The organism is Rhodoplanes sp. (assembly GCF_013377085.1).
Classification (GTDB): Bacteria; Pseudomonadota; Alphaproteobacteria; order Rhizobiales; family Xanthobacteraceae; genus Rhodoplanes.
Map to the genome: position 1 here is coordinate 48,266 of NZ_JACAAX010000035.1, position 23,430 is coordinate 71,695.

General features: G+C 69.1%; 21 protein-coding genes, 1 tRNA gene and 1 pseudogene. 10 read left to right on the forward strand and 13 right to left on the reverse strand.

Annotated features, from left to right (window positions below; genetic code table 11):
* Positions 1–67 precede the first annotated feature (67 nt).
* Together HXX10_RS21495 and HXX10_RS21500 are read left to right on the forward strand one after the other, a co-directional pair.
* A complete protein-coding gene (locus HXX10_RS21495; RefSeq protein ID WP_296525091.1) occupies positions 68–1,084 on the forward strand; it encodes a BMP family protein in 1,017 nt (338 codons plus the stop codon).
* Between the two features lie 265 nt (positions 1,085–1,349).
* Complete coding sequence (locus HXX10_RS21500) at positions 1,350–1,514, forward strand: hypothetical protein (protein ID WP_296525094.1); 165 nt, start codon at positions 1,350–1,352, stop codon at positions 1,512–1,514.
* Positions 1,515–1,591: 77 nt separating this feature from the next.
* Here HXX10_RS21500 and HXX10_RS21505 read toward each other — a convergent pair whose 3' ends face one another.
* From HXX10_RS21505 to fdnG, 12 genes and pseudogenes are all read right to left on the reverse strand, one after another.
* Complete coding sequence (locus HXX10_RS21505; RefSeq protein WP_296525096.1) at positions 1,592–2,641, reverse strand: esterase; 1,050 nt, start codon at positions 2,639–2,641, stop codon at positions 1,592–1,594.
* 126 nt (positions 2,642–2,767) lie between these two features.
* Positions 2,768–3,208, reverse strand: coding sequence for a hypothetical protein (locus HXX10_RS21510; protein ID WP_296525097.1), 441 nt, complete (start codon positions 3,206–3,208; stop codon positions 2,768–2,770).
* 164 nt (positions 3,209–3,372) lie between these two features.
* The gene (locus tag HXX10_RS21515) at positions 3,373–3,750 is read right to left on the reverse strand and encodes a DsrE/DsrF/DrsH-like family protein (RefSeq protein WP_296525099.1); all 378 of its coding nucleotides are present in this window, start codon (positions 3,748–3,750) and stop codon (positions 3,373–3,375) included.
* Between the two features lie 90 nt (positions 3,751–3,840).
* Positions 3,841–4,299, reverse strand: a complete 459-nt coding sequence (locus HXX10_RS21520; protein ID WP_296525101.1) for a hypothetical protein — start codon at positions 4,297–4,299, stop codon at positions 3,841–3,843.
* Between the two features lie 17 nt (positions 4,300–4,316).
* Positions 4,317–4,412, reverse strand: a tRNA-Sec gene (locus HXX10_RS21525).
* Positions 4,413–4,547: 135 nt separating this feature from the next.
* Positions 4,548–6,410, reverse strand: a pseudogene (gene selB / locus HXX10_RS21530) (selenocysteine-specific translation elongation factor); the annotation flags it as partial.
* Complete coding sequence (locus tag HXX10_RS21535) at positions 6,407–7,216, reverse strand: tetratricopeptide repeat protein (RefSeq protein ID WP_296525102.1); 810 nt, start codon at positions 7,214–7,216, stop codon at positions 6,407–6,409. The pseudogene selB and the gene HXX10_RS21535, both read right to left, overlap by 4 nt.
* The gene (gene selA / locus HXX10_RS21540; RefSeq protein WP_296525104.1) at positions 7,203–8,636 is read right to left on the reverse strand and encodes an L-seryl-tRNA(Sec) selenium transferase; all 1,434 of its coding nucleotides are present in this window, start codon (positions 8,634–8,636) and stop codon (positions 7,203–7,205) included. The genes HXX10_RS21535 and selA overlap by 14 nt, the downstream gene beginning before the upstream one ends.
* Before the next feature lie 9 nt (positions 8,637–8,645).
* A complete protein-coding gene (fdhE, locus tag HXX10_RS21545) occupies positions 8,646–9,572 on the reverse strand; it encodes a formate dehydrogenase accessory protein FdhE (RefSeq protein WP_296525106.1) in 927 nt (308 codons plus the stop codon).
* A gap of 241 nt (positions 9,573–9,813) precedes the next feature.
* Positions 9,814–10,518, reverse strand: a complete 705-nt coding sequence (locus HXX10_RS21550) for a formate dehydrogenase subunit gamma (protein WP_296525107.1) — start codon at positions 10,516–10,518, stop codon at positions 9,814–9,816.
* A complete protein-coding gene (fdxH, locus tag HXX10_RS21555) occupies positions 10,515–11,483 on the reverse strand; it encodes a formate dehydrogenase subunit beta (RefSeq protein ID WP_296525108.1) in 969 nt (322 codons plus the stop codon). The genes HXX10_RS21550 and fdxH overlap by 4 nt, the downstream gene beginning before the upstream one ends.
* Positions 11,484–11,495: 12 nt before the next feature.
* The gene (gene fdnG / locus HXX10_RS21560; protein WP_296525110.1) at positions 11,496–14,576 is read right to left on the reverse strand and encodes a formate dehydrogenase-N subunit alpha; all 3,081 of its coding nucleotides are present in this window, start codon (positions 14,574–14,576) and stop codon (positions 11,496–11,498) included.
* A gap of 283 nt (positions 14,577–14,859) precedes the next feature.
* On the opposite strand from fdnG, the gene HXX10_RS21565 reads away from it, so the two are divergent.
* From HXX10_RS21565 to HXX10_RS21595, 7 genes are all read left to right on the forward strand, one after another.
* A complete protein-coding gene (locus tag HXX10_RS21565; RefSeq protein WP_296525111.1) occupies positions 14,860–15,600 on the forward strand; it encodes a TlpA disulfide reductase family protein in 741 nt (246 codons plus the stop codon).
* Between the two features lie 66 nt (positions 15,601–15,666).
* Positions 15,667–16,764, forward strand: a complete 1,098-nt coding sequence (locus tag HXX10_RS21570) for a transglutaminase-like domain-containing protein (RefSeq protein ID WP_296525135.1) — start codon at positions 15,667–15,669, stop codon at positions 16,762–16,764.
* A gap of 143 nt (positions 16,765–16,907) precedes the next feature.
* Positions 16,908–17,168 carry a sulfurtransferase TusA family protein gene (locus tag HXX10_RS21575; RefSeq protein ID WP_296525113.1) on the forward strand — a complete coding sequence of 87 codons (261 nt, stop codon included), beginning with the start codon at positions 16,908–16,910 and terminating at the stop codon, positions 17,166–17,168.
* Positions 17,165–18,361, forward strand: coding sequence for a cysteine desulfurase family protein (locus HXX10_RS21580; protein WP_296525115.1), 1,197 nt, complete (start codon positions 17,165–17,167; stop codon positions 18,359–18,361). The genes HXX10_RS21575 and HXX10_RS21580 overlap by 4 nt, the downstream gene beginning before the upstream one ends.
* Positions 18,358–19,407: a selenide, water dikinase SelD gene (selD, locus tag HXX10_RS21585; RefSeq protein WP_296525117.1), complete on the forward strand. Its 1,050-nt coding sequence runs from the start codon at positions 18,358–18,360 to the stop codon at positions 19,405–19,407. The genes HXX10_RS21580 and selD overlap by 4 nt, the downstream gene beginning before the upstream one ends.
* Positions 19,408–19,506: 99 nt before the next feature.
* A complete protein-coding gene (locus tag HXX10_RS21590; protein ID WP_296525120.1) occupies positions 19,507–19,887 on the forward strand; it encodes an MbcA/ParS/Xre antitoxin family protein in 381 nt (126 codons plus the stop codon).
* Positions 19,847–20,611, forward strand: a complete 765-nt coding sequence (locus tag HXX10_RS21595; protein WP_296525122.1) for an RES family NAD+ phosphorylase — start codon at positions 19,847–19,849, stop codon at positions 20,609–20,611. Before HXX10_RS21590 ends, HXX10_RS21595 begins: the two co-directional genes overlap by 41 nt.
* A 6-nt stretch (positions 20,612–20,617) precedes the next feature.
* On the opposite strand, the gene HXX10_RS21600 is transcribed toward HXX10_RS21595, so the two are convergent.
* Positions 20,618–21,502 carry a helix-turn-helix transcriptional regulator gene (locus HXX10_RS21600; RefSeq protein WP_296525125.1) on the reverse strand — a complete coding sequence of 295 codons (885 nt, stop codon included), beginning with the start codon at positions 21,500–21,502 and terminating at the stop codon, positions 20,618–20,620.
* Between the two features lie 319 nt (positions 21,503–21,821).
* Between HXX10_RS21600 and HXX10_RS21605 the strand changes: the two genes are divergently transcribed.
* Complete coding sequence (locus HXX10_RS21605; RefSeq protein WP_296525127.1) at positions 21,822–23,054, forward strand: MFS transporter; 1,233 nt, start codon at positions 21,822–21,824, stop codon at positions 23,052–23,054.
* The last annotated feature ends 376 nt before the right edge of the window (positions 23,055–23,430 follow it).

Genomic DNA, 23,430 nt, shown 5'->3' on the forward strand with positions numbered 1-23,430 from the left:
CGTGCCATGATAAGATCGCTTCCTGGCGCTGCACTTGCCTGACCACGGGCGAGCGAGGAGGTACCGCATGAGATCGACGATCATCGGCCGCCGCACGCTGCTGCTCACGGTCACGGCCGCGGGGCTGATGCCGTTGCTCGGCGGACGTCCCGCCCTGGCGGCAAACCTGCGCGTCGCCGCGCTGTTCGCCGGAAAGGTCGACGACCGCGGCTTCATGCAGGCCGGCTACGAGGGCCTGCGCCTCGCCGAGAAGCAGGTGCCGGCCGAGATCGCATTCACACAGGGCATCGCGCCGCAGCCCGACGCGCTCGCCGCCGCGCTGCGCGAGCTGGCGCGCCAAAAGCCCGATCTGGTCGTCGCCCATGGCGGCCAGAACAACGCCGCCGCCAAGGCGGTTGCCGCCGAATTCCCCGACATCGCCTTCGTGGTCACCCAGGGCAACGTCACCGGCGCCAATCTCGCGAGCTACGAGGTGCTGCAGGAGCAGTCGGCCTTCCTGGCCGGCGCGCTCGCCGGCCTGATGACCAAGTCCGGCGTCGTCGGCCACATGTCCGGCATCCGGGTGGTGCCCGGCCTGAAAGGCCGCGCCGGCTATGCGCACGGCGTCGCGCACACCAATCCGAAGGCGAGGCTGCTGACCAACTTCTCCGGCAACCAGGACGACAACGCGCTGTCGAAGAAGATCGCGACCGCGATGATCGCGGCCGGCGCCGACATCGTCTTCACCATGCTCAATGCCGGCCGTGCCGGCGCGATCGACGCCTGCCGGGAGAGTGGCGTGCAGCAGATCGGCAACGTGGTCGACTGGATCACGATCGTGCCTGATGTGTTCGTCGCCTCGGCCTGCGCCGACTCCGGCCGCGCCGTGTATCAGGCGATCGCCGACAAGGCGGCGGGCCGTTTTGGGCCCGGCGTGATCCGGCAGGTCGGCCTGGAGACACCGGAAGCGGTGCGGCTGGCCATGGCACCGCGGGTGCCGGACGCAGTACGCTCGCGCATCGCCGGGATTTCCGCCGACATCGTCGCCGGACGGCTGAGCGTGCCGCACGAGTGGACCGGCGAGGAATTCCCGACGCCGGCGTGAATGGCGGCAGTCCGTCGGAATTCGACGCACGGAACTGCGTGGCATTCGACGAAACTTTTCGCGAAACACCAGCCCGCGATCTCGCCGCACGGCCTAACCGGGCCGCGACATCTTGCTGATTAGATCCGTCGTGTGGCGTGGCATGGACGCGCTGCCGCCTCCGGCGGCACAGCGGCGGCCGGCAGCGCGTCCCGCACGCCTCGACGTTTGCGAGCACCCCGTGGCGATCGACCGGTCAGAGGTCCGGGATCAAGGAGTGGGACCCATGCACGTCTTCATTTGGATCTTGTCGACGGTGTTGCTGTTCCTGACCTACGACGTCGTCGCGCTCGGCAGCCGCTATCAGAGCGGCCTCTTGTCCAGCGCGTCGCAGTACGGCGCAGTGGCGCGCTACGAATCGAGGGGCGTCATCAGGCGTCACGGGCTGTAGCGCCGGGACGATCGTGGCGCAGCCTGCCGTGGCGCAAAAGCGCGCCGCGGCAGGCTCGCGACATCAGCGCCGCGTGATCAGCGCTTGGCCTGCTCGACATTCTTGTCGATCCAGGCGAACAGCCATTCGGCGATCTCCAGGCTGTTGTCGTCCTGCATCAGCATGTGCGAGTTGCCCTTGATGCCGATCTCGGGCAGCACGACGTTCTCGACCCGGCCGCCGGCCTTCTTGGCCGCCTCGGCGAACTCGCGGCACGCCTTCAGGCGCGGCGACCAGCGCGACGACAGGTCGACATAGTCGCCCCACAGGATCAGCACCGGCATGCCGAGATAGGGTTTCAGGTCGCCGGTCGCGGCCGGGCAGGTGCCGGGCTCGATCGAGACGATTCCGGCGATGCCGCGCGTATCGAGCGCCGCCGTCTGGAACGGATAGATGCCGGACTGCGAGTGGCTGATCAGCACGGTGCCGTCGAGCTTCTTGGCGAGTTCGGACAGCGCCGGCACGGTCGGATTCGGGGTCGGCAGCGTGGCGATCCAGTCGACCACCATCTGCTTCCAGAACTCCTCCTGGGCCTTCAGCGGGAAGCGCATGCCGGGATGGACCTGCGGGTACTCGGCGCCGAAGCGGAAGATCGCCCAGGCGGCCTCGTGCCCAGCCGCGAAGATCGGCGGCGCCTTGTCGGCCGGCGTCTTGCCGAGCCGCACGCTGTTGACGAGGCTCGGATCGGCGGCGGAGCGGCCGCGCGAGACCTGGTCGATCACGTAGACCGGATGGCCCTTGCGGACGAAATACTCGTCCCAGCCCATGCGGCCGTCGGGCGTCGTCTCCCAGGTCTTGCCGGTGAGGCAGCAGCCGTGGATCAGCGTCAGCGGCCGGCGGCGCGCGTCGACCGGCACCTGATAGCGGACATACATCTGGTCGACCGTGATGGTGCCGGACGGCGCATAGGCCGGCAGGGTCGACAGCGTGTCGGACTTCACGTCGCGGCCGCCGACGAAGAAGCTGCCCTGCCGCTCGATCACCAGCGGCCCCGGCTTGTCGGCCGGCGTCGATGCGGCGGTCTGCGCGACGGCGGGCGCAGCCGCGAGCATCACAAGGGTGGCGGCGAGAAGATGTCGTCTGATCATGGGCAGTTCCTCGATGGGCGCGTTCAGCGCTCGGTCTTGGTGGGTTCGGTCAGGCGGGATGGTCGGGCGGGTGGGCGAGGCAGGATGGACGAGGCGAGAGGGTCGGGCGGCGTGGTGCGGGCGGCGCTACCCGGTGCGGTCCTTGTAGGCGCCGGTGAGGAGCCAAGCGTCGAAGGCGGTCGCGATGGCGTCGCCGGTGACGAGGCCGTCGCGCCAGTCGTCCCGGGCGGGACGCAGGCGCATCATCCAGCCGTCGCCGAACGCATCCTGCGTCAGCAGTTCGGGATGGTCCACCAGCCGCTCGTTGTGGCCGACCACGGTGCCGTCGAATCCGGCGCGCGCCGCGCCGACCCATTTGCCGCCCTCGACCATGGCGATCCAGCGGTCCTTCTCGACCGCCTGGCCGGTGCGCTTCGGCGTGAACACCAGCACGTCGCCCATCAAGGCGGCGGCCCAGGGCGTGAAGCCGGCCCGCACGACGCCATCGGCCTCGACCGCGTACCAGAGCTGGTTCCCCATGTCGTAGAAGCGATCGTCCGGATAGTCGGCATCCAGTATTTTGGCCACGGGCAACCTCACACGAGCTGGTCATTCCGGGGCGCCGCCAACGGGTCCGGCCTTCGGCCGGCCCGATGACAGGCTCCGCGGCGAGCCCGGAATCCATACTCACAGACAGGGGCTATGGATTCCGGGCTCGCGGACCTTCGGCCCGCGCCCCGGAATGACGGGCCTCAATACGTCAGCACTCGGCAGTCGCCCTCCATCAGGTCGCGGATCATGGTGGCGGCGCCCATCATGCCGCTGCATTCCGCAATGAGGTCGTCCTCGGTCATGTCGAGCAGATCGAGATTGGCCGGGCAGGCCCAGAAGCGGGCGCCCTGCTGGTGCGCCTCGCGGATCCAGTCGTGCACGGTCTTGGGATGGTCGGGCTTGATGCGGATCGCATCGGCGACCCCCTTGCGCATCAGCCGCCCGGCCGTCGCCGTGCACACCACGTCGACCGCGTAGTCCATCGCCGCCGCGACGGCCGCGTGATAGAACGGCGCGCCGAGCTCCTCCGGGTTGCGCGGATCGGTGTTGAGCAGCACGATCAGCAGACGCCGGGTCACCGGTCTCACCTTTCAGTGATCGTCATTCCGAGACGGCGCCGGTTCTCCCTCTCCCCGCCTGCGGGGAGAGGTGAAGAAGCGCACGACGTCTCAAAAATCCACAAGCGGCGTCTGCTGGACATAGCGTTCGAACAGGATCCAGAACGGCGACCTGCGGCTGTCGGCGTACCAGCGCTCGAAATCGGCGAGCACGTCCTGCGGCGACGGGGCCGGGTCGTCCTCGCTGGTGAGGCTGCGGAACAGCGCCTGCGTCACCGGGGCGAAGCGCTCCAGGACCTCGCTGCGCGCCTCGCTCTCGCTGCTCCAGCCGAGCTTCCCCCGCAACGTCGCGGCGGCGATCGACAGCGCGCTCTCCTCGGCGTCGGCGCCGGCGATCGCGTCGACGAGCTCGCGCATCAGGCCGAGGCGGCGATACGCGAAAGTCCGCTCCTGCTCGAGCCCAGCGATGCGCTGCGCGGCCTCCTGGCGATACTGCCGCTCGGCCCGGTCGGCGCCGTCGGCGGCAGCCACGAGCGCCTGCAGGACCGGCAGGGTGGAGACGACCGTCATCGCACGCTCCCGAGACGTGGCGGAAGAGAATGGGAGTCGAACCCACCAGAGACCGGCTCGCGGCCCCTCCCGGATTTGAAGTCCGGACGCCCCACCGGGGACGCTTCTCTTCCGAAAGCTGATTGATCGGCATCGTCGTCGGCATCGGCCTGCGCCGGCATACCGAACAGGTCGAGCCGATGCTTGTTCATGCGCCGCAGATCGCCGCGCCGCAAGGTGACGCCGTGGCGGTCGAAGAACTCCAGAATCTGGATCGCGACCTTGCGGCCGTTGTCGACGCGGTCGCGGAACTGTGCCGCCGTGAAGCTGCCGGTCGGACCGGTCGAAAGATCGCAGGCGATCTCGACCATCTCGGCGACCGTGGTGCGCAAAAAGTAATGGTCGTGGGCGACCTCGTCGACCCGGCCGGTGCGCGCCGTCAGCTTGAGGACGCGCCGCACCTCGGGCTCGGCGGCTCCGAGCAGACCGGCGAGGTCGCGCACCCGCGGCGGCTTGAACTTGTCGGGCCCGCCGAGCCGCGGCGCGATGGCCCGCCACAGCCGTTCCTCGGCCTCGCTCAGCCGCACCGCATGTCCGGGCCGCCGCACCCAGGCGCCGTCGAGCACCACCTCGCCGGCGCGCGCGAGGGTCTGCAGCACGGCCCGGAAGGCCGGCGCTTGCAGGCGCGGCTCGGCCTGTAGCCGCAGCCGCTCGAGCCCGATGCCGGGCAGGTCGGGATTGTCGCGGTGGAACGCGTCGAGGATCGCACCGATGCTGCGCGAAAGCGACGCCCAGGCGTCGCCGGCGAGCGCGACCGTCTGGTCCTTGTCGGGGATCCGCACCAGGCCGAGCGTCTCGACGATGTGCGCAAGCGCGTCGTCGGCGAGCGCGTGGTCGCGGGCAAAGCCGCCGAGCTCGACCCAGCCGGGCGGATGCGCCAGCAGGGCGGCGAGGGCCTCCGCCGGATCGGCGAGCGCCAGGGCATCGAGCTGGGCGAGGCGCGCGGGCGTCCGCCGCTTGCGGGCCGGTGCGCGCAGGTCGAGAAAGCGCCCGCCGCCGATCGTGCGCTGCGCCGAGACGTCGCGCAGCACGAAGCGGTCGCCCACCGCCGCGGCGATCGGCCTGTCGAGAACGAGCTGCACCCGGCCCTCGCTGCCGGGGCCGAGCGGCGCATCGTCGAGCAGCACGATGCGGGCGCCGACTTCCGATGCGGCGTGATGGAGCCGCACCGGCATCCATTGCGGCACGGCTTTCGGCTCGCCCGGCAGCAGGCGCAGCCGCGCGTCGATGCGCTCGGCCGGCGCATGCAGGGCGGGATCGAGCACCACGTCGCCGCGCCGGATCGCCTCCTTGGAGATGGTTTCGCCGGCGAGATTGAGGGCGCAGCGATCACCGGCCACACCCTGCTCGGCCGGACGGTTCTGCGCATGGATCGAGCGGACGCGCGCGACCAGGCCCGATGGGCTGACGACCACGCGGTCGCCGACCGTGACGCGGCCGGACAGGACCGTGCCGGTCACCACCGTGCCGGTGCCGGCGAGCGTGAACGAGCGGTCGACCGCGAGACGGAATTTCTTGCCTCGCCCCTCGCGGCTGCCGAAGGCCTTCGCCGCCGCGAACAGATGCGCACGCAGAGCGTCGATCCCATCGCCCGTCACCGACGACACCGGCACGACGGGCGCATTTGCGAGGCCCGTGCCGGCGAGCGCCGCCGAAATCTCGTCGGCCGCCTCGGCACGCCGCTCGTCCGAGACGAGGTCGACCTTGGTCAGCGCGACGACGCCATGGCCGATGCCGAGCAGGTCGACGATGGCGAGATGCTCGCGGGTCTGCGGCATCACCCCGTCGTCGGCGGCGACCACCAGCAGGACAACGTCGATGCCGCTCGCCCCCGCCACCATGGTGTGGACGAAGCGCTCGTGCCCCGGCACGTCGACGAAGCCCAGCACGCTGCCGCCCGGTCCTTCGTCGGCGCGGACCGGGTCCGCGGGAACCGGCAGATAGGCGAAGCCGAGATCAATGGAAATCCCGCGCGCCTTCTCCTCTTTGAGGCGGTCGGTGTCGACCCCGGTGAGCGCCCGCACCAGCGCGGTCTTGCCGTGGTCGATATGGCCCGCCGTGCCGACGATCATGGCTTGATCTCCGGCAGGGACGCGGGCTCCGGCGGCGGCGCGGCGGCGCGGCGGGCTGCCTCGGCGAGCCCCGCGTCGTCGAGCGCGGTGCGCGCCGCGCCGAGGAACTGGGCGGCGAGCCTGCTGCCGCCCGCCTGCGCACGCAGCAGCCAAGCGAGCGCTGCGACCGGATCGCGCTCCACCCCCGTCCCCATCGACAGCGCAGCACCGAGCATGGCTTGGCCGTCGGCGTCGCCGCGCTCGGCGCCGCGGCGCCACCAGCGCGCCGCCTCGGCCGGGTCGCGCGGCACGCCGAGGGCATCGTGAAATAGCATCCCCAGGCGCGTCATCGACGAGGCGACGCCCTGCCGGGCGGCAGCCTCCGCCCACCGGCGCGCCGCCAGCACGTCGCGCGGAATGCACTCGCCCTCGATCAGCATCCAGCTCAGCATGTCCTGCGCGACCCCGTCGCCCTGCTCGGCCGCCGCGCGATAGAGCTCCGCGGCCCTGGCGAAGTCGGGCTCGCGATCCTCGCCCTTGAAGCACAGCGACGCGAGATTGCGCTGGCCGATCGGATCGCCGTTCGCGGCGGCAAGCTCGAGCCAGCGCCGTGCCAGCGCCGGATCGCGCTCGACGCCGAGCCCTTCGGCGAAGCAGGCGCCGACATTGTTCTGCGCCCGCGGCACGCCGGCCTGGGCCAGCTCGGCCCAGATGTCGAGCGCCACCGCATAGTCGCGTCGGCCCGCCGCGTCATAGGCCTCGGCCATGCGGGCCTTGACGTCGAGGGCGGGCTTGTCCCGCCCGGGCAGACGATCAAGCCAGCGCATCGGCGGCTCCCGCGAGACCAGCGAGGTTCTGCGCGAAGGCCGCCTCGTCGTCGAGGCAGCGCAGATCGAGCACGAGGGCGCCGTCGGCGACACGGCCGACCACCGGCACGGGCAATTCGCGCAGCGCCTGCGCGAGCTTGTCCAGCGTGCGGCCGGCCCCCCGCTCCGTACAGGGGCGCGCGGAAAGGCCGGCGCTCGACAGCGTCTCCAGCGGCAGCGCGCCGGAGCCGATCTGGCTCCTGCAGTCCGCCACCGCGACCGCGAATGTCTCGCCGAGCGCGGCGGCGAGCACCGGGCACAGGCGTCTCGCCTGCGCGGCGATGCCGTCATACGGTCGCGCCAGATGCCGGATGGTCGGCAGCCGGTCGGCGAGCCGGTCGGGATCGCGGTAGAGCTTGAGCGTCGCCTCCAGCGCCGCGAGGCGGATCTTGTCGACCCGCAGCGCCCGCTTCATCGGGTTGCGGCTGATCTTCTGGATCAGATCCTTGCGACCGACCACGAGGCCGGCCTGCGGACCGCCCAAAAGCTTGTCGCCCGAGAAGGTGACGAGATCGGCGCCGGCCGCGACCGCCTCGGCGACGGTCGGCTCGTGGGCGAGGCCGAAGCGGGCGAGATCGATCAGCGTGCCGGAGCCGAGATCGTCGACCAGCGGCACGTTTTTTTCGCGCGCCAGCGCCACGAGGTCACGGGCCGGGACCGATGCCGTGAAACCCTCGATGCGGTAGTTCGAGGTGTGGACCTTGAGCACCAGCCCGGTTCGCTCGGTCAACGCCTCGGCATAGTCCTTCGCATGCGTCCGGTTGGTGGTGCCGACCTCGACCAGCCGGGCGCCGGCCCGCGCCATGATGTCAGGCATCCGGAAGGCGCCGCCGATCTCGATCAGCTCGCCGCGCGACACCACGGCCTCGCGCCCCTTGGCCAGCGTGTTGAGCACCAGCAGCACGGCGGCCGCGTTGTTGTTGACGACGGTGGCGTCCTCGGCGCCGGTCAGTTCGCACAGAAGATCGCGGACAAGGCTGTCGCGCTCGCCTCGCCGGCCGGTGGAAAGGTCGAACTCCAGCGCGACCGCCTGCCGCATCGCCGCGACGGCGGCCTCGATCGCGGCCTCGGCCAGCACGGCGCGGCCCAGATTGGTGTGCAGCACCACGCCGGTGAGATTGAACACCGGCCGCACGGCAGGCCACGCCGCGGCGACGAGCCGGGCGAGCGCGGCCTGTGCCACGGTGTCGGCCGTCGCCGTATCGGCCGCGACCACGACGCCGCCGGTACGCAGCGCCGTCCGGGTCTCGTCCAGCGCGGAGCGCACGGCGGCGACCGCGGCGGGGCGACCGAACTGCTCGACCGCGGCGCACGCTGCGGAGGTCTTCAGCACCTCGTCGACCGAAGGCAGGCGACGGAGCACCGCGGCGTGGGCCGTCATGGCGCGTCCTCAAAAGCTCAGCATGAACGGGTTGGTGCTGGCGCGGCGCAGCCCGGTCTCCCGCACCAGCAGGTCGAGCCCGAGTGTCGCGACGTCGTCGGCGACCGGATCGAGCGCCGTGTCCTTGTTATGGTGCAGAACCTTGGCGTAGCTGCCGCACTCCGAGCAGGTCTCGGCCTTGATGGTGCCGCCCCCGCCCTCGATTTCCTGATAGGAGATGCCCTTGGTGGAACCGCAGGCCGTGCATTTGATGCGGACGTAGCTCCACTGCGTGCTGCACAGCGCGCAGACGCAGTAGCGCGCCGCATTGGCGCCGTGCCGCTCGGCGATCAGCGAGACCACCGGCCGGCCGCCGCAGGCCGGGCAGACGCCGTCTCCGAGCGCGCTCAGCGAGGCCGTATCGAGCCGCGCGGCAAGGCGGGCGAAATGCACCTGCAGAGCGGCCGCGACCAGCACATGGCCGGCGATCGCCTCGACCGGAATGGCGTCGGCCAGCACGGCGCGCATCATCACGGTGCGGCTCGCCGGATCGGCGGCGACGACGCTGCCCAGGGCGGCACGGGCCGGGTCCGGCATCTCGCAGTCGGCGAACACTGCGAGCAGGCGGTCGAGAGTCGCCGTGCAGGCCGCGTCCGGCACAAAACCCTGGCGGTCGAGCGGCGGCATGCCGTGGGTGCGGGCACGCGCCAGCATCTCCGGCCCCGGCGCCGTGACAGGGGGAAGCTCCTGCTGGATCCAGTGCTGGGCGCTGGCGAGGTCGGCCAGGAAGATCAGGTAGGGCTTCAGGGGATTGCCGTCGGCGAGGGCACGGAACCGATCGCTTCGCCGCAGGAACAGCGCCTCCGGATCGGGACGCACCGCGAAGGGCGGAATCGCGATGTTGCCGAGCGAGCCGAGTTCTCCGCCCGCAGCGCCACCAGAACCGACGTCACTCATCGCTCACCTCACGAACCGCACGGGCCACGTGACGGGACCAGACTTGCGGACGCTAATCCCAATATCGACTGTTGCCTATCTTCACCTCCCCCTGGAGGGAGAGGTCGGACCGCGAAGCGGTCCGGGTGGGGGTGATCGGCGAAGACGAGCTTGTGGCTTCACCCCACCCCGGTCGCGAGCTGCGCTCGCGCCCGACCCTCCCCCTCCAGGGGAGGGTCGGAAGATCGGATCACGCCGCCCGTCACTCCGCCGGCGTCGCCGGCGGGGTGCCCGGACGGGCCTTCTCGTCGGCGGCGAGCTCGCGCAGCCACTTGCGATGGTGCCGCCACGCCCAGCCGCCCGTCACCCGGCCCTTGAGCATGGCCGTCATGGTGCCCTTCGCCCACAGGGCGCCGTAGACATGCACGATGACGATGCAGATCATCACGATCGCCGCCATGGAGTGGACCAGCACGGCGATGCGCTTCTGGTCGACGGTCGTGTAGGTCGAGAAGTACTGGTCCCAGATCGCCAGTCCGCTGGCGATCGAGATCATGATGAGGATTCCCATCCACCAGAACACGGCCTTCTGGGCGAAGTTGTAGCGCCCCACCTCGGGCATGTCCTCCTCGTGCCCGGTGAGAAAGACGTGCAGCTTGGACAGCCAGGTCCCGTCGGTCGGCGTCCACAGATTGACCTTCCAAAACCGGAAGAACAGGCCCATGTAGCCGAAGAACAGGAAGACCCCGATCCAGGGATGGATGGCGCGCGTGTTCGACCCGCCGCCGAACAGCCCGGTCAGGAAGTAGAGGGCCGGGTGGAACAGGGCGAGGCCCGACAGGGCGAGCAGCACGAGGCTCGCCGCCGTCATCCAGTGATTGAACCGGGCTGTGGTGGAGTAGCGGTCGATGATGACCGGATCGCCCGGGTGAAGGGTATCGCCCTTCACGACTTCATCGTGCCTCATGTCGACGCCCTCTCCTGACTGCCGTTACTCCCCTCATGGTCGGCGAGCCGCTTGGCGTTCGTCTCGTCCTCCTCCGACACCTTGCTGCGGCCGGCCACCACGCTGTGCAGGACGCTGAACACCGCGAAGGCGCCGATCGCGGCGAAGCCCGCGTAGCGGGAGACGCCCTTCCACAGATCGACCAGCGGGCTGATCCGCGGATTGTTCGGCAGGCCGGCATAGATCTCCGGCTTGTCGGCGTGGTGCAGCACATACATCACGTGCGTGCCGCCGACGCCCGGCGGGTCGTACAGGCCGGCATTTGCGAAGCCGCGCGACTTCAGGTCCTTGATGCGACCGTCGGCGTGGCTCTTCATCTGCTCCTTGGTGCCGAAGACGATCGCCTGGGTCGGGCAGGCCTTGGCGCAGGCCGGCCCCTGCCCGACCGCGACGCGGTCGGAGCAGAGCGTGCACTTGTAGGCCTTCTCGTCGACCTTGGAGATGCGCGGGATGTTGAACGGACACCCCTTCACGCAATAGCCGCAGCCGATGCAGTTCTCGTGCACGAAGTCGACGATGCCGTTGGAGTACTGCACGATCGCGCCGGGCGCCGGGCAGGCCTTGAGGCAGCCCGGATCCTCGCAATGCATGCAGCCGTCCTTGCGGATCAGCCATTCGAGGTTCTGGCTCTCCGGGTTCACCCATTCGGTGAACCGCATCACCGTCAGGCTGGCCGGCGTGAGATCGAGCGGGTTGTCGTAGACCCCGACGTTCACGCCGACCTCCTCGTGGAGGTCGTTCCACTCGAGGCAGGCCGACTGGCAGGCCTTGCAGCCGATGCACTTCGAGACGTCGATGAGCTTGGCCACCTCGGTCTGGCGCTGCGCCGGCGGCGTCACCGAGGACGCCGAGCGGCGGATCAGATCGCCTTCGCCGAAGCGGGCCTGGGTCGGCGTGGTCGGCGGGTTGGGGAACGGAGGAAACATGGCTCGCCCTCCCTATGCCACCGGCCCGGCGATGGGCTCGATATCGACCAGAAACGCCTTGTACTCGGGCGTCTCGATGTTGGCATCGCCGACATAGGGGGTGAGCGAGTTCGGCCCGAAGCCTTTCCTGGCCGCGCCCATGAATCCCCAGTGCAGCGGAATGCCTATGATGTGGACGGTCTTGCCGTCGCAGATCAGCGGCTTGATGCGCTTGGTCACCACCGCCTTGGCCGTGACCGAGCCGCGCTTCGACCACACCCGGACCGTGCCGCCGCGCTTGATGCCCTTCTCCTTGGCGAGCTCCTCGCTGATCTCGACGAAGAACTCGGGCTGGAGCACGGCATTCACGTGAGAGTGCTTGGTCCAGAAGTGGAAGTGCTCGGTGAGCCGGTAGGAGGTCGCCGCATAGGGGAACTCCTTGGCGTCACCGAACTGCTCCATGTCGTTGCGGAACACCCGGGCGACGGGATTGCCACGCACCTTCGGTGCGACGACGTTGACGACCGGCGACTCGAACGGCTCGTAATGGGCCGGGAACGGTCCATCCCGCATCATGCCGCGGGTGAACAACCGCGACACGCCCTCGGGGTTCATGATGAACGGTCCGACCACCTCCGGCTTGGCGTTGGGGGCGATGTCCGGAACGTCGTAGCCGGTCCACTTGGTGCCGTCCCATTCGAGCAGCTTGCGGCTTTGATCCCACGGCTTGCCCGAGACGTCCGCCGAGGCCCGGTTGTACAGGATTCGGCGGTTGACCGGCCACGCCCACGACCATTTGAGAAAGGCGCCGGTGTCGTCCGGATCCGAGGTGTCGCGGCGGGCCATGTTGTTGCCCGCCTCGTTGAAGCAGCCGGAATAGATCCAGCAGCCGCTCGCCGTCTTGCCGTCGTCGCGCAGCGCCGCGAACGAGACCACCTGCTTGCCCTTGGCGAGCACCACCTTGGTCGGATCGTTCGGATCCGTGATGTCGTCGGTGGCGTAGCCGTTGAGCTCCTTGGCGAGCTCCTCGGGGGTGGGCTCGTCGGGGTCCTTGTAGCGCCACTCCAGGTTCAGGATCGGCTCCGGGACCGGCCCGCCCTCCTTGCGGTAGAGCTCTTTCAGGCGCAGATGGATCTGCGCCATGATCCAGGCGTCGTGCTTGGCCTCTCCGGGCGGCGTGCCGCCGGCCCAGTGCCACTGCAGCCAGCGGCCCGAGTTGGTCAGCGACCCCTCGTCCTCGGCGAAGCAGGTGGCCGGCAGCTCGATCACCTCGGTCTGGATCGACGCCGTGTCGACGTCGTTGTGCGCTCCGTGGTTCTGCCAGAACCGCGCGGTCTCGGTCTGCAGCGGGTCCATCACGACCAGGAACTTGAGCTTGGAGAGCGCCGCGGTGATCTTCCGGCGGTTCGGGAACGACAGCAGGGGGTTGAAGCCCTGGCAGAAGTACCCGTTCATCTTGCCGGTGTGCATCAGCTCGAAGGCCCGCAGCACGTCGTAGGCCGGAACGTCGAGCTTGGGCAGCCAGTCGTAGGCGAAGCCGTTCGCCGCCGTCGCCGCGTCGCCCCACATCGCCTTCTGGAAGCTCACGAAGAACTTCCGGTAGTTCTGCCAGTAGCTCATCTGGTCGGGACGCAGCGGCTTGAAGCCGCGGGTCGACATGTAGGAGTCGAAGGTCGGCTCCCGCTCCGTCGGGATCGTCAGATAGCCGGGGATCAGGTTCGACATCAGGCCGATGTCGGTCAGTCCCTGGATGTTGGAGTGCCCGCGCAGCGCGTTCATGCCGCCGCCGCGCACCCCGATATTGCCGAGGATGAGCTGCAGCATCGCCATCGCCCGGATGTTCTGCGATCCCTTCGAGTGCTGGGTCCAGCCGAGCGCGTACATCGACGTCATCGTCTTGGTCGGCGACGCGCACTCCGAGATCATCCGGGCGACCGTCAGGAACTTGTCCTTCGGGGTGCCGCAGATGCGCTCGACCAGCTCGGGCGTGTAGATCGCGACATGCTGTTTGAGCAGATTCCAGACGCAGCGCGGATGCGCGAGCGTCTCGTCGACGACCGCATAGCCGTCGGGCCCGATCTCGTAGTCCCAGGTCGAGCGGTTGTAGTCGCGCTTGCTCTCGTCGTAGCCGGTGAACAGGCCATCCTGATAGGCGAAGCCCTCCTTCACGATATAGGCCGCGTTGGTGAAGGCCTTGGTGTACTCCCACTGCACCTTGTCGTTCTGGATGCAGTAGTTGATCACGCCGAGCAGGAAGGCGATGTCGGACCCCTGCCGGATCGGCGCGTAGAAGTCCGCCACCGACGCCGTGCGGGTGAAGCGCGGGTCGACGACGATCAGTTTGGCGCCACGGCTGGCCTTGGCCTCCGTGACCCACTTGAATCCACAAGGATGAGCTTCGGCGGCATTGCCGCCCATGACGACGACGAGATCCGTGTTCTTGATGTCGGTCCAGGAATTCGTCATCGCACCACGGCCGAACGTCGGGGCCAGACTGGCCACCGTCGGGCCGTGTCAGACACGGGCTTGATTGTCGAACACCACCATGCCGGCGCTGCGCACGACCTTGTAGGTCGCCCAGGCCGTCTCGTTGGTCGTCGCGGACGCCGCCAGGAAGCCCGTCGTCGTCCACCGGTTCACCGTGACACCATCGCCGTTCTTCTCGATGATGTTGCGGTCGCGGTCGTCCTTCATCAGGCGGGCGATGCGGTCTAGCGCCGCGTCCCACGAGATGCGCTCGAACTTGTCGGAGCCCGCCTTACGGACCTGCGGATAGAGCGTGCGGGTCTCGGCATGCACCATGTCGAGGAGGCCGGCGCCTTTCGGGCACAACGTGCCGCGATTGGTCGGGTGGTCGGTGTCGCCCTCGATGTGGACGATCTCGGCCTTCTCGCCCTTCTTCAGATCGCCCTTCGAGTACAAGATGATGCCGCAGGCGACCGAGCAGTATGTGCAGGTGTTCCGGGTCTCCGCCGTGTTCGCCAGCTTGAACGGACGGATCGCTGCGGCGTGCGCCGCCTCGACATCGCCGAAGCCGAAGGCGCCGAGCGTCGTACCTGCGAGACCCGCGCCGGCGCCGGCCAGGAAGCCGCGCCGCGAGAGCTCCATATTCATGGACAGTCCCTCCTGGTGAACATTGGCCCCCGCCGGGGGCAGTGCCGAGGCCGCGCACACGGCGCCGGCCAGATCGTCGATTCAGGTGGTCGCGAAAAAGCTATTTTGGAACCATGCCGAAGTCAAAACGAATCCGAAGACTGCTCGGCTTCCATAGCCGGATTTTACGCCGGATTTCAGCGAGACGAACGGCACACGATACCATCTCGCATCGCACAAATCAGATCGCGCCACTGTCGTGTTTTCTTGACGCGACTTTAGACCGAGCGACGCCGGATTTCATTTGACGGCAGCGGCACCCCGCTCGCACAGTGTCACCGTGATCCTCGCAATGGCTCCCGAGTTTCGGGGCGAAGCAATGTTGCCGAATCGTCGGCGCGCTGTTGCGGCCGCCGCGGTCATGTCGGGCATGGTTTCGGCGGAGCGCTCGGAATCAGGTCGCGCCGATCGGTTTCGTGCTGCACTGTCCACGGCAGGCGCCGTCGCGCTGCTTGTCATTCTCGCACTCGTCCCTGCGGCGACCCCGGCCTTGTCGGCCGAGACACGACTCGTCCCGTGGACCGGCGACACGCCGCCCGCCTTCACGCTCGATGATCTCGCAGGCCACAGAATCACGCTCGACGACTCGCCCGGCCGCGTCGTGCTGGTGCATTTCTTTGCGACTTGGTGCGAGCCGTGCCGGGCCGAGCTCGGCGCTCTGCGGGACTTCGCAGCGCGGCATGAGGCGCACGCCCTTACCGTCCTCGCCGTCGATGTCGGCGAAGTCGACGCACGCGTGCGTCGCTTCGTCGCAACAACCGATTTCGATCATCCGGTGCTGCTCGATCGCGACCGCGCCGTCGCCAAGGCGTGGGGCATTTCCGCCCTGCCGACCACCGTGGCGCTCGATGCCGGACGCACGCCGCGGCTCGTCGCCGAGGGCGATCTGGACTGGAGCAGCGACGCCGTGACGGAGGCGCTCGCGCCTCTCCTGGGGGAGCAGGCGCCAGACGCAAGAGCAATTCGAGGCGCCGGTGCGCCCTGACAACGATCAAAGCAGCCGTCACGGAAACATCACCGTGACACGCAAGCCGGGAGGAGAATCGTGAGCATGCATCGTCGTGAGTTTCTGAAAGCCGGCGTGGCGATCTCGGCGGCGGCCGCCCTGCCCGCCTCGGCGCGCGCGCAGGCGGCGTTTTCTCCGCAGCCCGGCGCATGGCGGAGCTTCGACGTGGTGACGCGACTGGAGATCGCCCGCCCCGAGGGACGCACCCAGGCCTGGGTACCGGTCCCGTCGGTGGACGAGGCGGCCTGGTTCCGCTCCCGCGACAGCAGCTTCACGACCAACGGCCGCGCCGAGCTGGTGCGCGACGCGAAATACGGTGCCGGCATGGTCCACGTCGAATGGGCGGCGGGCGAGACCGCGCCCTTCGTCGAGGTGACGAGCCGGGTCACGACACGCGACCGCGCCGTCGACTTTTCCAATCCGTCCCGCCAAGCGCCGTTGTCCGAGGCGGCGCGAAAGCTCTACACCGAGGGCACGGAGCTGATCCCGGTCGACGGCATCGTCAAGGAGACGGCGGACAGGATCACGGTGAAGGCCGCGAGCGACCTCGACAAGGCGCGCGCCATCTACGAATGGATCGTCGAGAACGCCTATCGCGACCCCAAGACGCGCGGCTGCGGCATCGGCGACATCGCCGCGATGCTGAAGACCGGCAATCTCGGCGGCAAATGCGCCGACCTCAACGCGCTCTATGTCGGGCTCGCCCGCGCCGCCGGCCTGCCGGCGCGCGACCTCTACGGCATTCGCATCGCGCCCTCGGCCTTCGGCTACAAGAGCCTCGGCGCCGGCTCCGAGGTGATCACCAAGGCGCAGCACTGCCGCGCCGAGGTGTGGCTCGAGGCGTTCGGCTGGGTGCCGGTCGATCCGGCCGACGTGCGCAAGGTCATGCTGGAGGAGCCGCCGACCAATCTCGCCATCGACGACCCCAAGGTCGCGGCGGCCCGCAAGGCGCTGTTCGGCGCCTGGGAGACCAACTGGCTCGCCTACAATGTCGCGCACGACCTGGCGCTGCCGGGCGCCAGCGGTCCGCGCGTCGGTTTCCTGATGTATCCGCAGGCCGAGACCGCCAGCCAACGGCTCGACTGCCTCGATCCGGACGGCTTCCGCTACGTCATTCGGGCCAAGGAGACGACCGCGGCGTGAGGCGTTCGTTGCGAGCGACGACACGTCCATATTCTCCGCTCATTCCGGCGCAAGCGGGAATCCAGGGCATCTTTCGGTGAGGCCCCTGGGTCCCCGCTTTCGCGGGGACGAACGGAGGATGGAGAGCGAGTACGATGACAGGCGTGAGCAACAACGAAACCGTCCTCGATCTGCGCGGGCTCCTGTGTCCGATCCCGGTGCTGCGGGCCAAGACGGCGCTGCGCGCCGTGCCGGTCGGCGGCACCCTGGTGCTGGAATGCACCGACCCGCTGACCGTGATCGACATTCCGCATTTCGTGAACCAGACCGGCCATGCGCTCGACGGACAGGACCAATCCGGCGGGCTCTACGTGTTCAGGATCGTCAAGCGGCACGACACAGCCCCCGGAACCGCATCCCCATGACGGACATCTATCTCGACCACAACGCCACGACGCCGGTCGATCCCGCCGTGCTCGATGCCATGCTGCCGTTCTTGCGCGAGGCGTATGGAAATCCGTCCTCGGCCTATCCGCTCGGCCGCCGCTCCCGCGACGCCGTCGAGACGGCGCGGGCCGAGGTCGCGGCGCTGATCGGCGCCGAACCGGACGAGATCGTGTTCGTCAGCGGCGGCACCGAGGCGAGCAACATGGCGATCCGCGGCGCCGCCGTCGCGCGGCCGGACCGGCGCGGCGTCGTCACCACCTCGATCGAGCATCCGGCGACCGAGGAATGCTGCCGGCTGCTCGAGCGCGCCGGGCATCCGGTGCGCCGGGTCGCGCCGGATCCGGACGGCCGCGTCGCCGCCGCGGCGGTGAGCGAGGCGATCGACGACACCACGGCGCTGGTCACGATCATCCACGCCCAGAACGAGATCGGTACGCTGCAGCCCGTCGAGGCGGTCTCCGCCGCGGCGCGCCCGCGTGGCGTCCTGGTGCATGCCGATGCGGCGCAGTCGCTCGGCAAGGTGGCGGTCGATGTCGACGCGCTCGGCGTCGACCTGCTCACCATCGCGGGCCACAAGCTCTATGCGCCCAAGGGCATCGGCGCCCTCTATGTCCGGCGCGGCGTCGCGCTGCCGCCGCTGCTCGCCGGCGCCGGCCAGGAGCACGGGCGGCGGCCCGGCACCGAGAACGTCGCCTTCATGGTCGGCCTCGGCGCCGCCTGCCGGATCGCGGCGGCGCGGCAGGACGCGGACGCCATCCGGATCGGCGCGCTCGCCGGCCAGCTCCTGGTCGAGCTGCAGCGGGCCGTGCCGGATCTCGTGCTGGTCGGGCATCCCGATGCGCGGCTGCCCAACACGCTGAACCTGCTGTTCCCGGGCGTCTCCGGCCGCGCTTTGCTCGCCGCCTGCCCGCAGGTGCTCGCCTCGACCGGATCGGCCTGCCACGCCGACAGCGAGGAGCCCTCCGCCGTCCTCACGGCGCTCGGGATCGACCGCGACGCGGCGCTCGGCGCCGTGCGGCTGTCGCTCGGGCGCGCCACCACGGCCGCCGATGTCGAGGCCGCCGCCGACCATCTCGCCGCCGCCTGGCGAGGGCTGCGCACCCATGCACCCGCCGCCGCGTCCGACGCATCCGCGGCCGCCCTGTCACGCTTCACCGGAGCTTTGTCATGACCATCCACGACGTCCGCCTCACCAGCCTGGCCCATGGTGGCGGCTGCGGCTGCAAGCTCGCCCCCTCGGTGCTGCAGCAGCTCCTCGCCGAGCAGCCGGCGGCCGGCCCGTTCGCCCAGCTCCTGGTCGGGACCGAGACCGGCGACGACGCCGCCGTGTGGCAGATCGACGACAACACCTGCATCATCGCCACCACGGATTTCTTCATGCCGATGGTGGACGATCCCGTAGACTTCGGCCGCATCGCCGCCACCAACGCGATCTCGGACGTCTACGCCATGGGCGGCAGGCCGATCATGGCGCTCGCCATCCTCGGCATGCCGATCGACAAGATGCCGCCCGAGATGATCAGAAAGATCCTCGCCGGCGGCGCGGCCGTGTGCGCCGAGGCCGGCATCCCGGTCGCCGGCGGCCATTCGATCGACTCGCCCGAGCCGATCTACGGGCTCGCCGTGATCGGCACCTGCCGGCCCGAGCAGGTGCGCCGCAACGCCGATGCGCGGCCCGGCGACGACCTGATCCTCACCAAGGCGCTCGGGGTCGGCATCTACTCCTCCGCCATCAAGAAGGGCGTGCTGTCGGACACCGCCTATGCCGAGATGATCGCCTCGACGACGCTGCTCAACCGGATCGGCACCGAGCTCGCCCGCGATCCCGCCGTCCATGCCGTGACGGACGTGACCGGCTTCGGCCTGCTCGGCCACGCGCTGGAGATGGCGCGCGGTTCCGGGGTGACGCTGACCACCTCGCTGCAGGCCGTGCCGGTTCTCGCCGATGCGCCGCGGCTCGCCGAGGCCGGCTGCGTCACCGGCGCCTCGCACCGCAACTGGGCGAGCTACGGAACGTCCGTGGTGCTGCCGGACGGCCTGCCCGACTGGCGCCGGCATGTCCTCACCGATCCGCAGACCTCCGGCGGCCTGCTGATCGCCTGCGCACCCGAGCGCACCGACGAGCTGTTGCGCATCGTGACCGCGGCCGGCTACCCGGCCGCGAGCCGCATCGGGCATGCCGAGGCGGGGCCGGCCGGCATCCGGGTGGTGGCCTGAGCCGCGGGACCGCGCCGATCGACCATCGGCGCGGTCCGCTTTGATGCTTGTTGCAGTAGAAACTATTTTGCGATATTCTTTCTGAGGAAGGACTGTCGCATGTCGATCCAAATCCAACCAGCACCGGCCACCGACGAAGCCACGGTCATCACCAAGGCGACGCTTCGCGCCGCGGCCAGGCTCGGGCTCACCAGCAAGGCGCTCGCGACCGTGATCGGCGTCTCGGAGGCGACGGTGTCGCGCATGCGGAGCGGCGCGTATCAGCTCCAGCGCGGGCAAAAGCCGTTCGAGCTGGCGGTCTTGTTCGTGCGGCTCTATCGATCGCTCGATGCGATCCTGGGCGGCGACGACTCGGCTGCGGCCGCCTGGCTCAAGGCTCGCAACACGACGCTGGACGCCGAGCCGCTGACGCTCATCCAGACGTTGCAGGGCCTCGTCAATGTCATCCAGTACCTGGACGCCCGCCGCGCTGTCGTCTGACGCGCAGGCGCTCTCCGGCCCAGGCTGGCGGCTGGTGGAAGCCCAGCATCATGCCTCGACCCTGAAGCTCGTGGACTCGGTCACCGAGCAGACGCTGCTGGAGACACTGATCGAGGAGACGAAACCGGTGCTCCCTCCAGAGTGCCGCGGCCTCCATTATCTGCTGTCGACCCCGTTTCGATATGGGGCCGCCTATCCGACCGGGTCGCGGTTCAGGCGGGCCGGCATGACCGAGGGGATATTCTACGCGGCCGAGACGCCGGCGACGGCGATGGCCGAGACGGCATTCCACCGGCTCCTCTTCTTCGCCGAGTCACCGGCGACGCCGTGGCCGTCCAACCCGGCGGAGTTCACCGCCTTCTCGGTCGCATACGCGGCCGGGCGTGCCATCGACCTCGGCCGATACGCGGCCGCACAGCCCGGCTTGTTTCATCCGACCGACTACGGGCCATGCCAAGCCTTCGCCGAGACGGCCCGCGCGGCCTCGATCGAGGTCATTCGCTACACGTCGATCCGCGACCCCGGCCACGGGCACAATCTCGCATTGCTCACCTGCCGAGCCTTCGCGTCCCCGCAGCCGGTCGAACAGCGGACATGGCGCGTCCACCTGAACGCAGCCGGCGTGCAGGCGATCTGCGAAAGCCCGAAGCAGGGGCTGACCTTCGACCGCGCTTGTTTCGCCGCCGATCCGCGGATCGCCGCGATGGTCTGGGACCGGCCCTGACGCGCCTCAGCGCGGCGTGCGGGCCAGCAAGGCGGCGAGGATGCGGGCGCCGGCCTCGCCCTTGTGGGCGCGGCTCCACTGCTCCGTCACCGTGGTCTTGAACAGGCGGACGGCCTCGGGCGTCGTCGTCACCATGGCGATGCCGGACGTGATGTTGGGGTGATCGCCGAGCCGGTAAGGGCTCAGCGTCACGGCGGCGGAATCGGCCGCCTCGAACACCTGGAAGGTCTGCGACGGCGCCTGGTCCTCGATGACGCCGATCTGCACGCCGATCGGCGGGTGCTCGAGCAGGATGGCGACGCGCTCGACCTCGCGGGCGGCGGCGAGCCGCCGCTCGCGCACCACCTCGCCCGGCAGGTCGAAGCGGCCGACCAGGCCGGAATGCAGGAAGCGCTCGATATCGGGCGCGCTGACGATGCTGAGCACCGGCGTGTGCCGGGTCCCCGCCACGCGCCGGCGCTCGTGCAGGATGGCGAGCAGCCCATCGATGGTGGCGAGCGCCGTCTCCGGGTCGCGGTGGCTGTCCGGGATGCCCTCGACCAGCATGGTGCGCAGGTGCCCCATGTATTCGTCGGACAGCAGCAGGAAAGAGAAGGGCGAGAAGTTGCCGAGCACATGCACGGCGTTCTCCTCGAGCTGGCGCATGCGCTCGAAGAACGCCACCGCATTGGCGTAGTACTCGACCCCGACGCCCATCAGCGAGGGCAGCGAGATTTCCAGAAGCTCGGAGATCTTCTCCAGCGTCTCGATCTTGACGAGCTCGCCCCGCTCCAGCCGATAGACGGCGGCCCTGGACACCCCGATCGACTCGGCGATCTTGCTGACCGTGAGGTTCTTGCCCAAGCGATAGGCGCGCAGCCGTCGGCCGATCTCGGCCAGATGTTCCGCCATCAGCACCAATCCATCGCGACCGGCCGCACCGACCTGCAGGGCAGTCGCGGTTGCCGGACCGCGGCTGTTTTGTCTCATTTTTTAAATGCGACGCAACCGAAAAGCGCCGCCCCGTCCCCGCCGCCCGATCCTCCGGCGCCGTCATGCACAGGTTTCGGCCCGGCCGAAGAGGCGTCCCGCGCAGGTTTGCCCCCCGCGCATTTCAGGGGAGTTCACCAGAGTCGAATTGTCAGAACTGTCTCAATAATGATACATGAGGCTGGGGGGCCTCCCGCACGGGGTGGCCAAGCATTCGGGTGACCATACCCAGGAGAGAACCATGTCGGCTGCTTCGGACACCGTCCTGTCGGCGGAACAACAGGAAAAATACGCCTGGAAAGCGCTATGGGGCTCCGCCATCGGCTACGCGATGGACGGGTTCGATCTGCTCATTCTCGGCTTCATGCTGTCGGCGATCGCGGCAGACCTGCATTTCACGCCCGCGCAGTCCGGCTCGCTGGTCACCTGGACGCTGATCGGCGCCGTCGCCGGCGGCGTCCTGTTCGGCAATCTCAGCGACATCTACGGCCGCGTCCGGGTGCTGACCTGGACCATCCTGCTGTTCGCGGTGTTCACCGGCCTGTGCGCCTTCGCGCAGGGCTACTGGGACCTGCTGTTCTACCGAACCGTCGCGGGCCTCGGCCTCGGCGGCGAGTTCGGCATCGGCATGGCGCTCGCCGCCGAGGCGTGGCCGGCCGAGAAGCGGGCGCGCGTGTCGTCCTATGTCGGCCTCGGCTGGCAGGCCGGCGTGCTGCTCGCCGCCATCGTCATCCCGTTGCTGCTGCCGCTGATCGGCTGGCGTGGCATGTTCATGGTCGGCATCCTGCCGGCCGTGGTCGCCTTCATCGTCCGCCGCACCATCGGCGAGCCGCCGATCTTCATCGAGAAGGTCGCGAAGCAGGAGCGCAAGGGCCTGCCGCTCGGCCTCTTGGTCAAGGACGCCGAGACGACCAAGATCAGCATCGGCATGTTCATTCTCTGCTCGGTGCAGAACTTCGGCTACTACGGCGTGATGATCTGGCTGCCGAACTATCTGGCCAACCGGTTCGGCTACTCGCTGACCAAGTCGGCGGTGTGGACCTCGGTGACGATCCTGGGCATGGCCTTCGGCATCTGGCTGTTCGGCCAGCTCGCCGACCGCTTCGGCCGGCGCCCGATCTTCTTCCTCTACCAGGGCGGTGCCGCCATCTCGGTGCTGGTCTACTCGCAACTCACCGATCCGATGCATCTTCTGGTCGGTGGCGCCATCATGGGCCTGTTCGTCAACGGCATGCTGGGCGGCTACGGCGCGCTGATGTCGGAGCTCTATCCGACCGAGGCGCGGGCGACGGCGCAGAACGTGCTGTTCAATCTCGGCCGCGGCGTCGGCGGCTTCGGCCCGCTGGTGGTCGGGGCAATCGCCGCCCAGTACTCGTTCACGGTGGCGATCGCGCTGCTGTCGATCCTCTACGTCATCGACATCATCGCGACGGCGCTGCTGATCCCCGAGCGCAAGGGCGTCCCGCTGACCTGAAGACGCGCTTCACTTCACCTCTCCCCGGCGGGGAGAGGTCGGATCGCGAAGCGATCCGGGTGAGGGGGTGCCCACGCTGGCGTCTGATCCCCTCACACCGAGCGCGAGCTGCGCTCGCGCCCGACCCTCTCCCATTGGGAGAGGGTAAGAATGGCGTCCCGGTGACCCGACACGACAAGACCGCCTCCGCTCGCTCCCGCGCAAGCGGGAACGAGCGGAGCAGATGCGGCAGGCTGACGACACGACGGTCCAAACCGAAAAGAGTGCCCGCCGGGCACTCTTTTCGGTTTGGACGAAATCGAGGGCGGGATCGCGAAGACGCGTCATACGGTTTCCGGGTGATCAGCTCGGATTTATGATGTCTGACCACCAATGG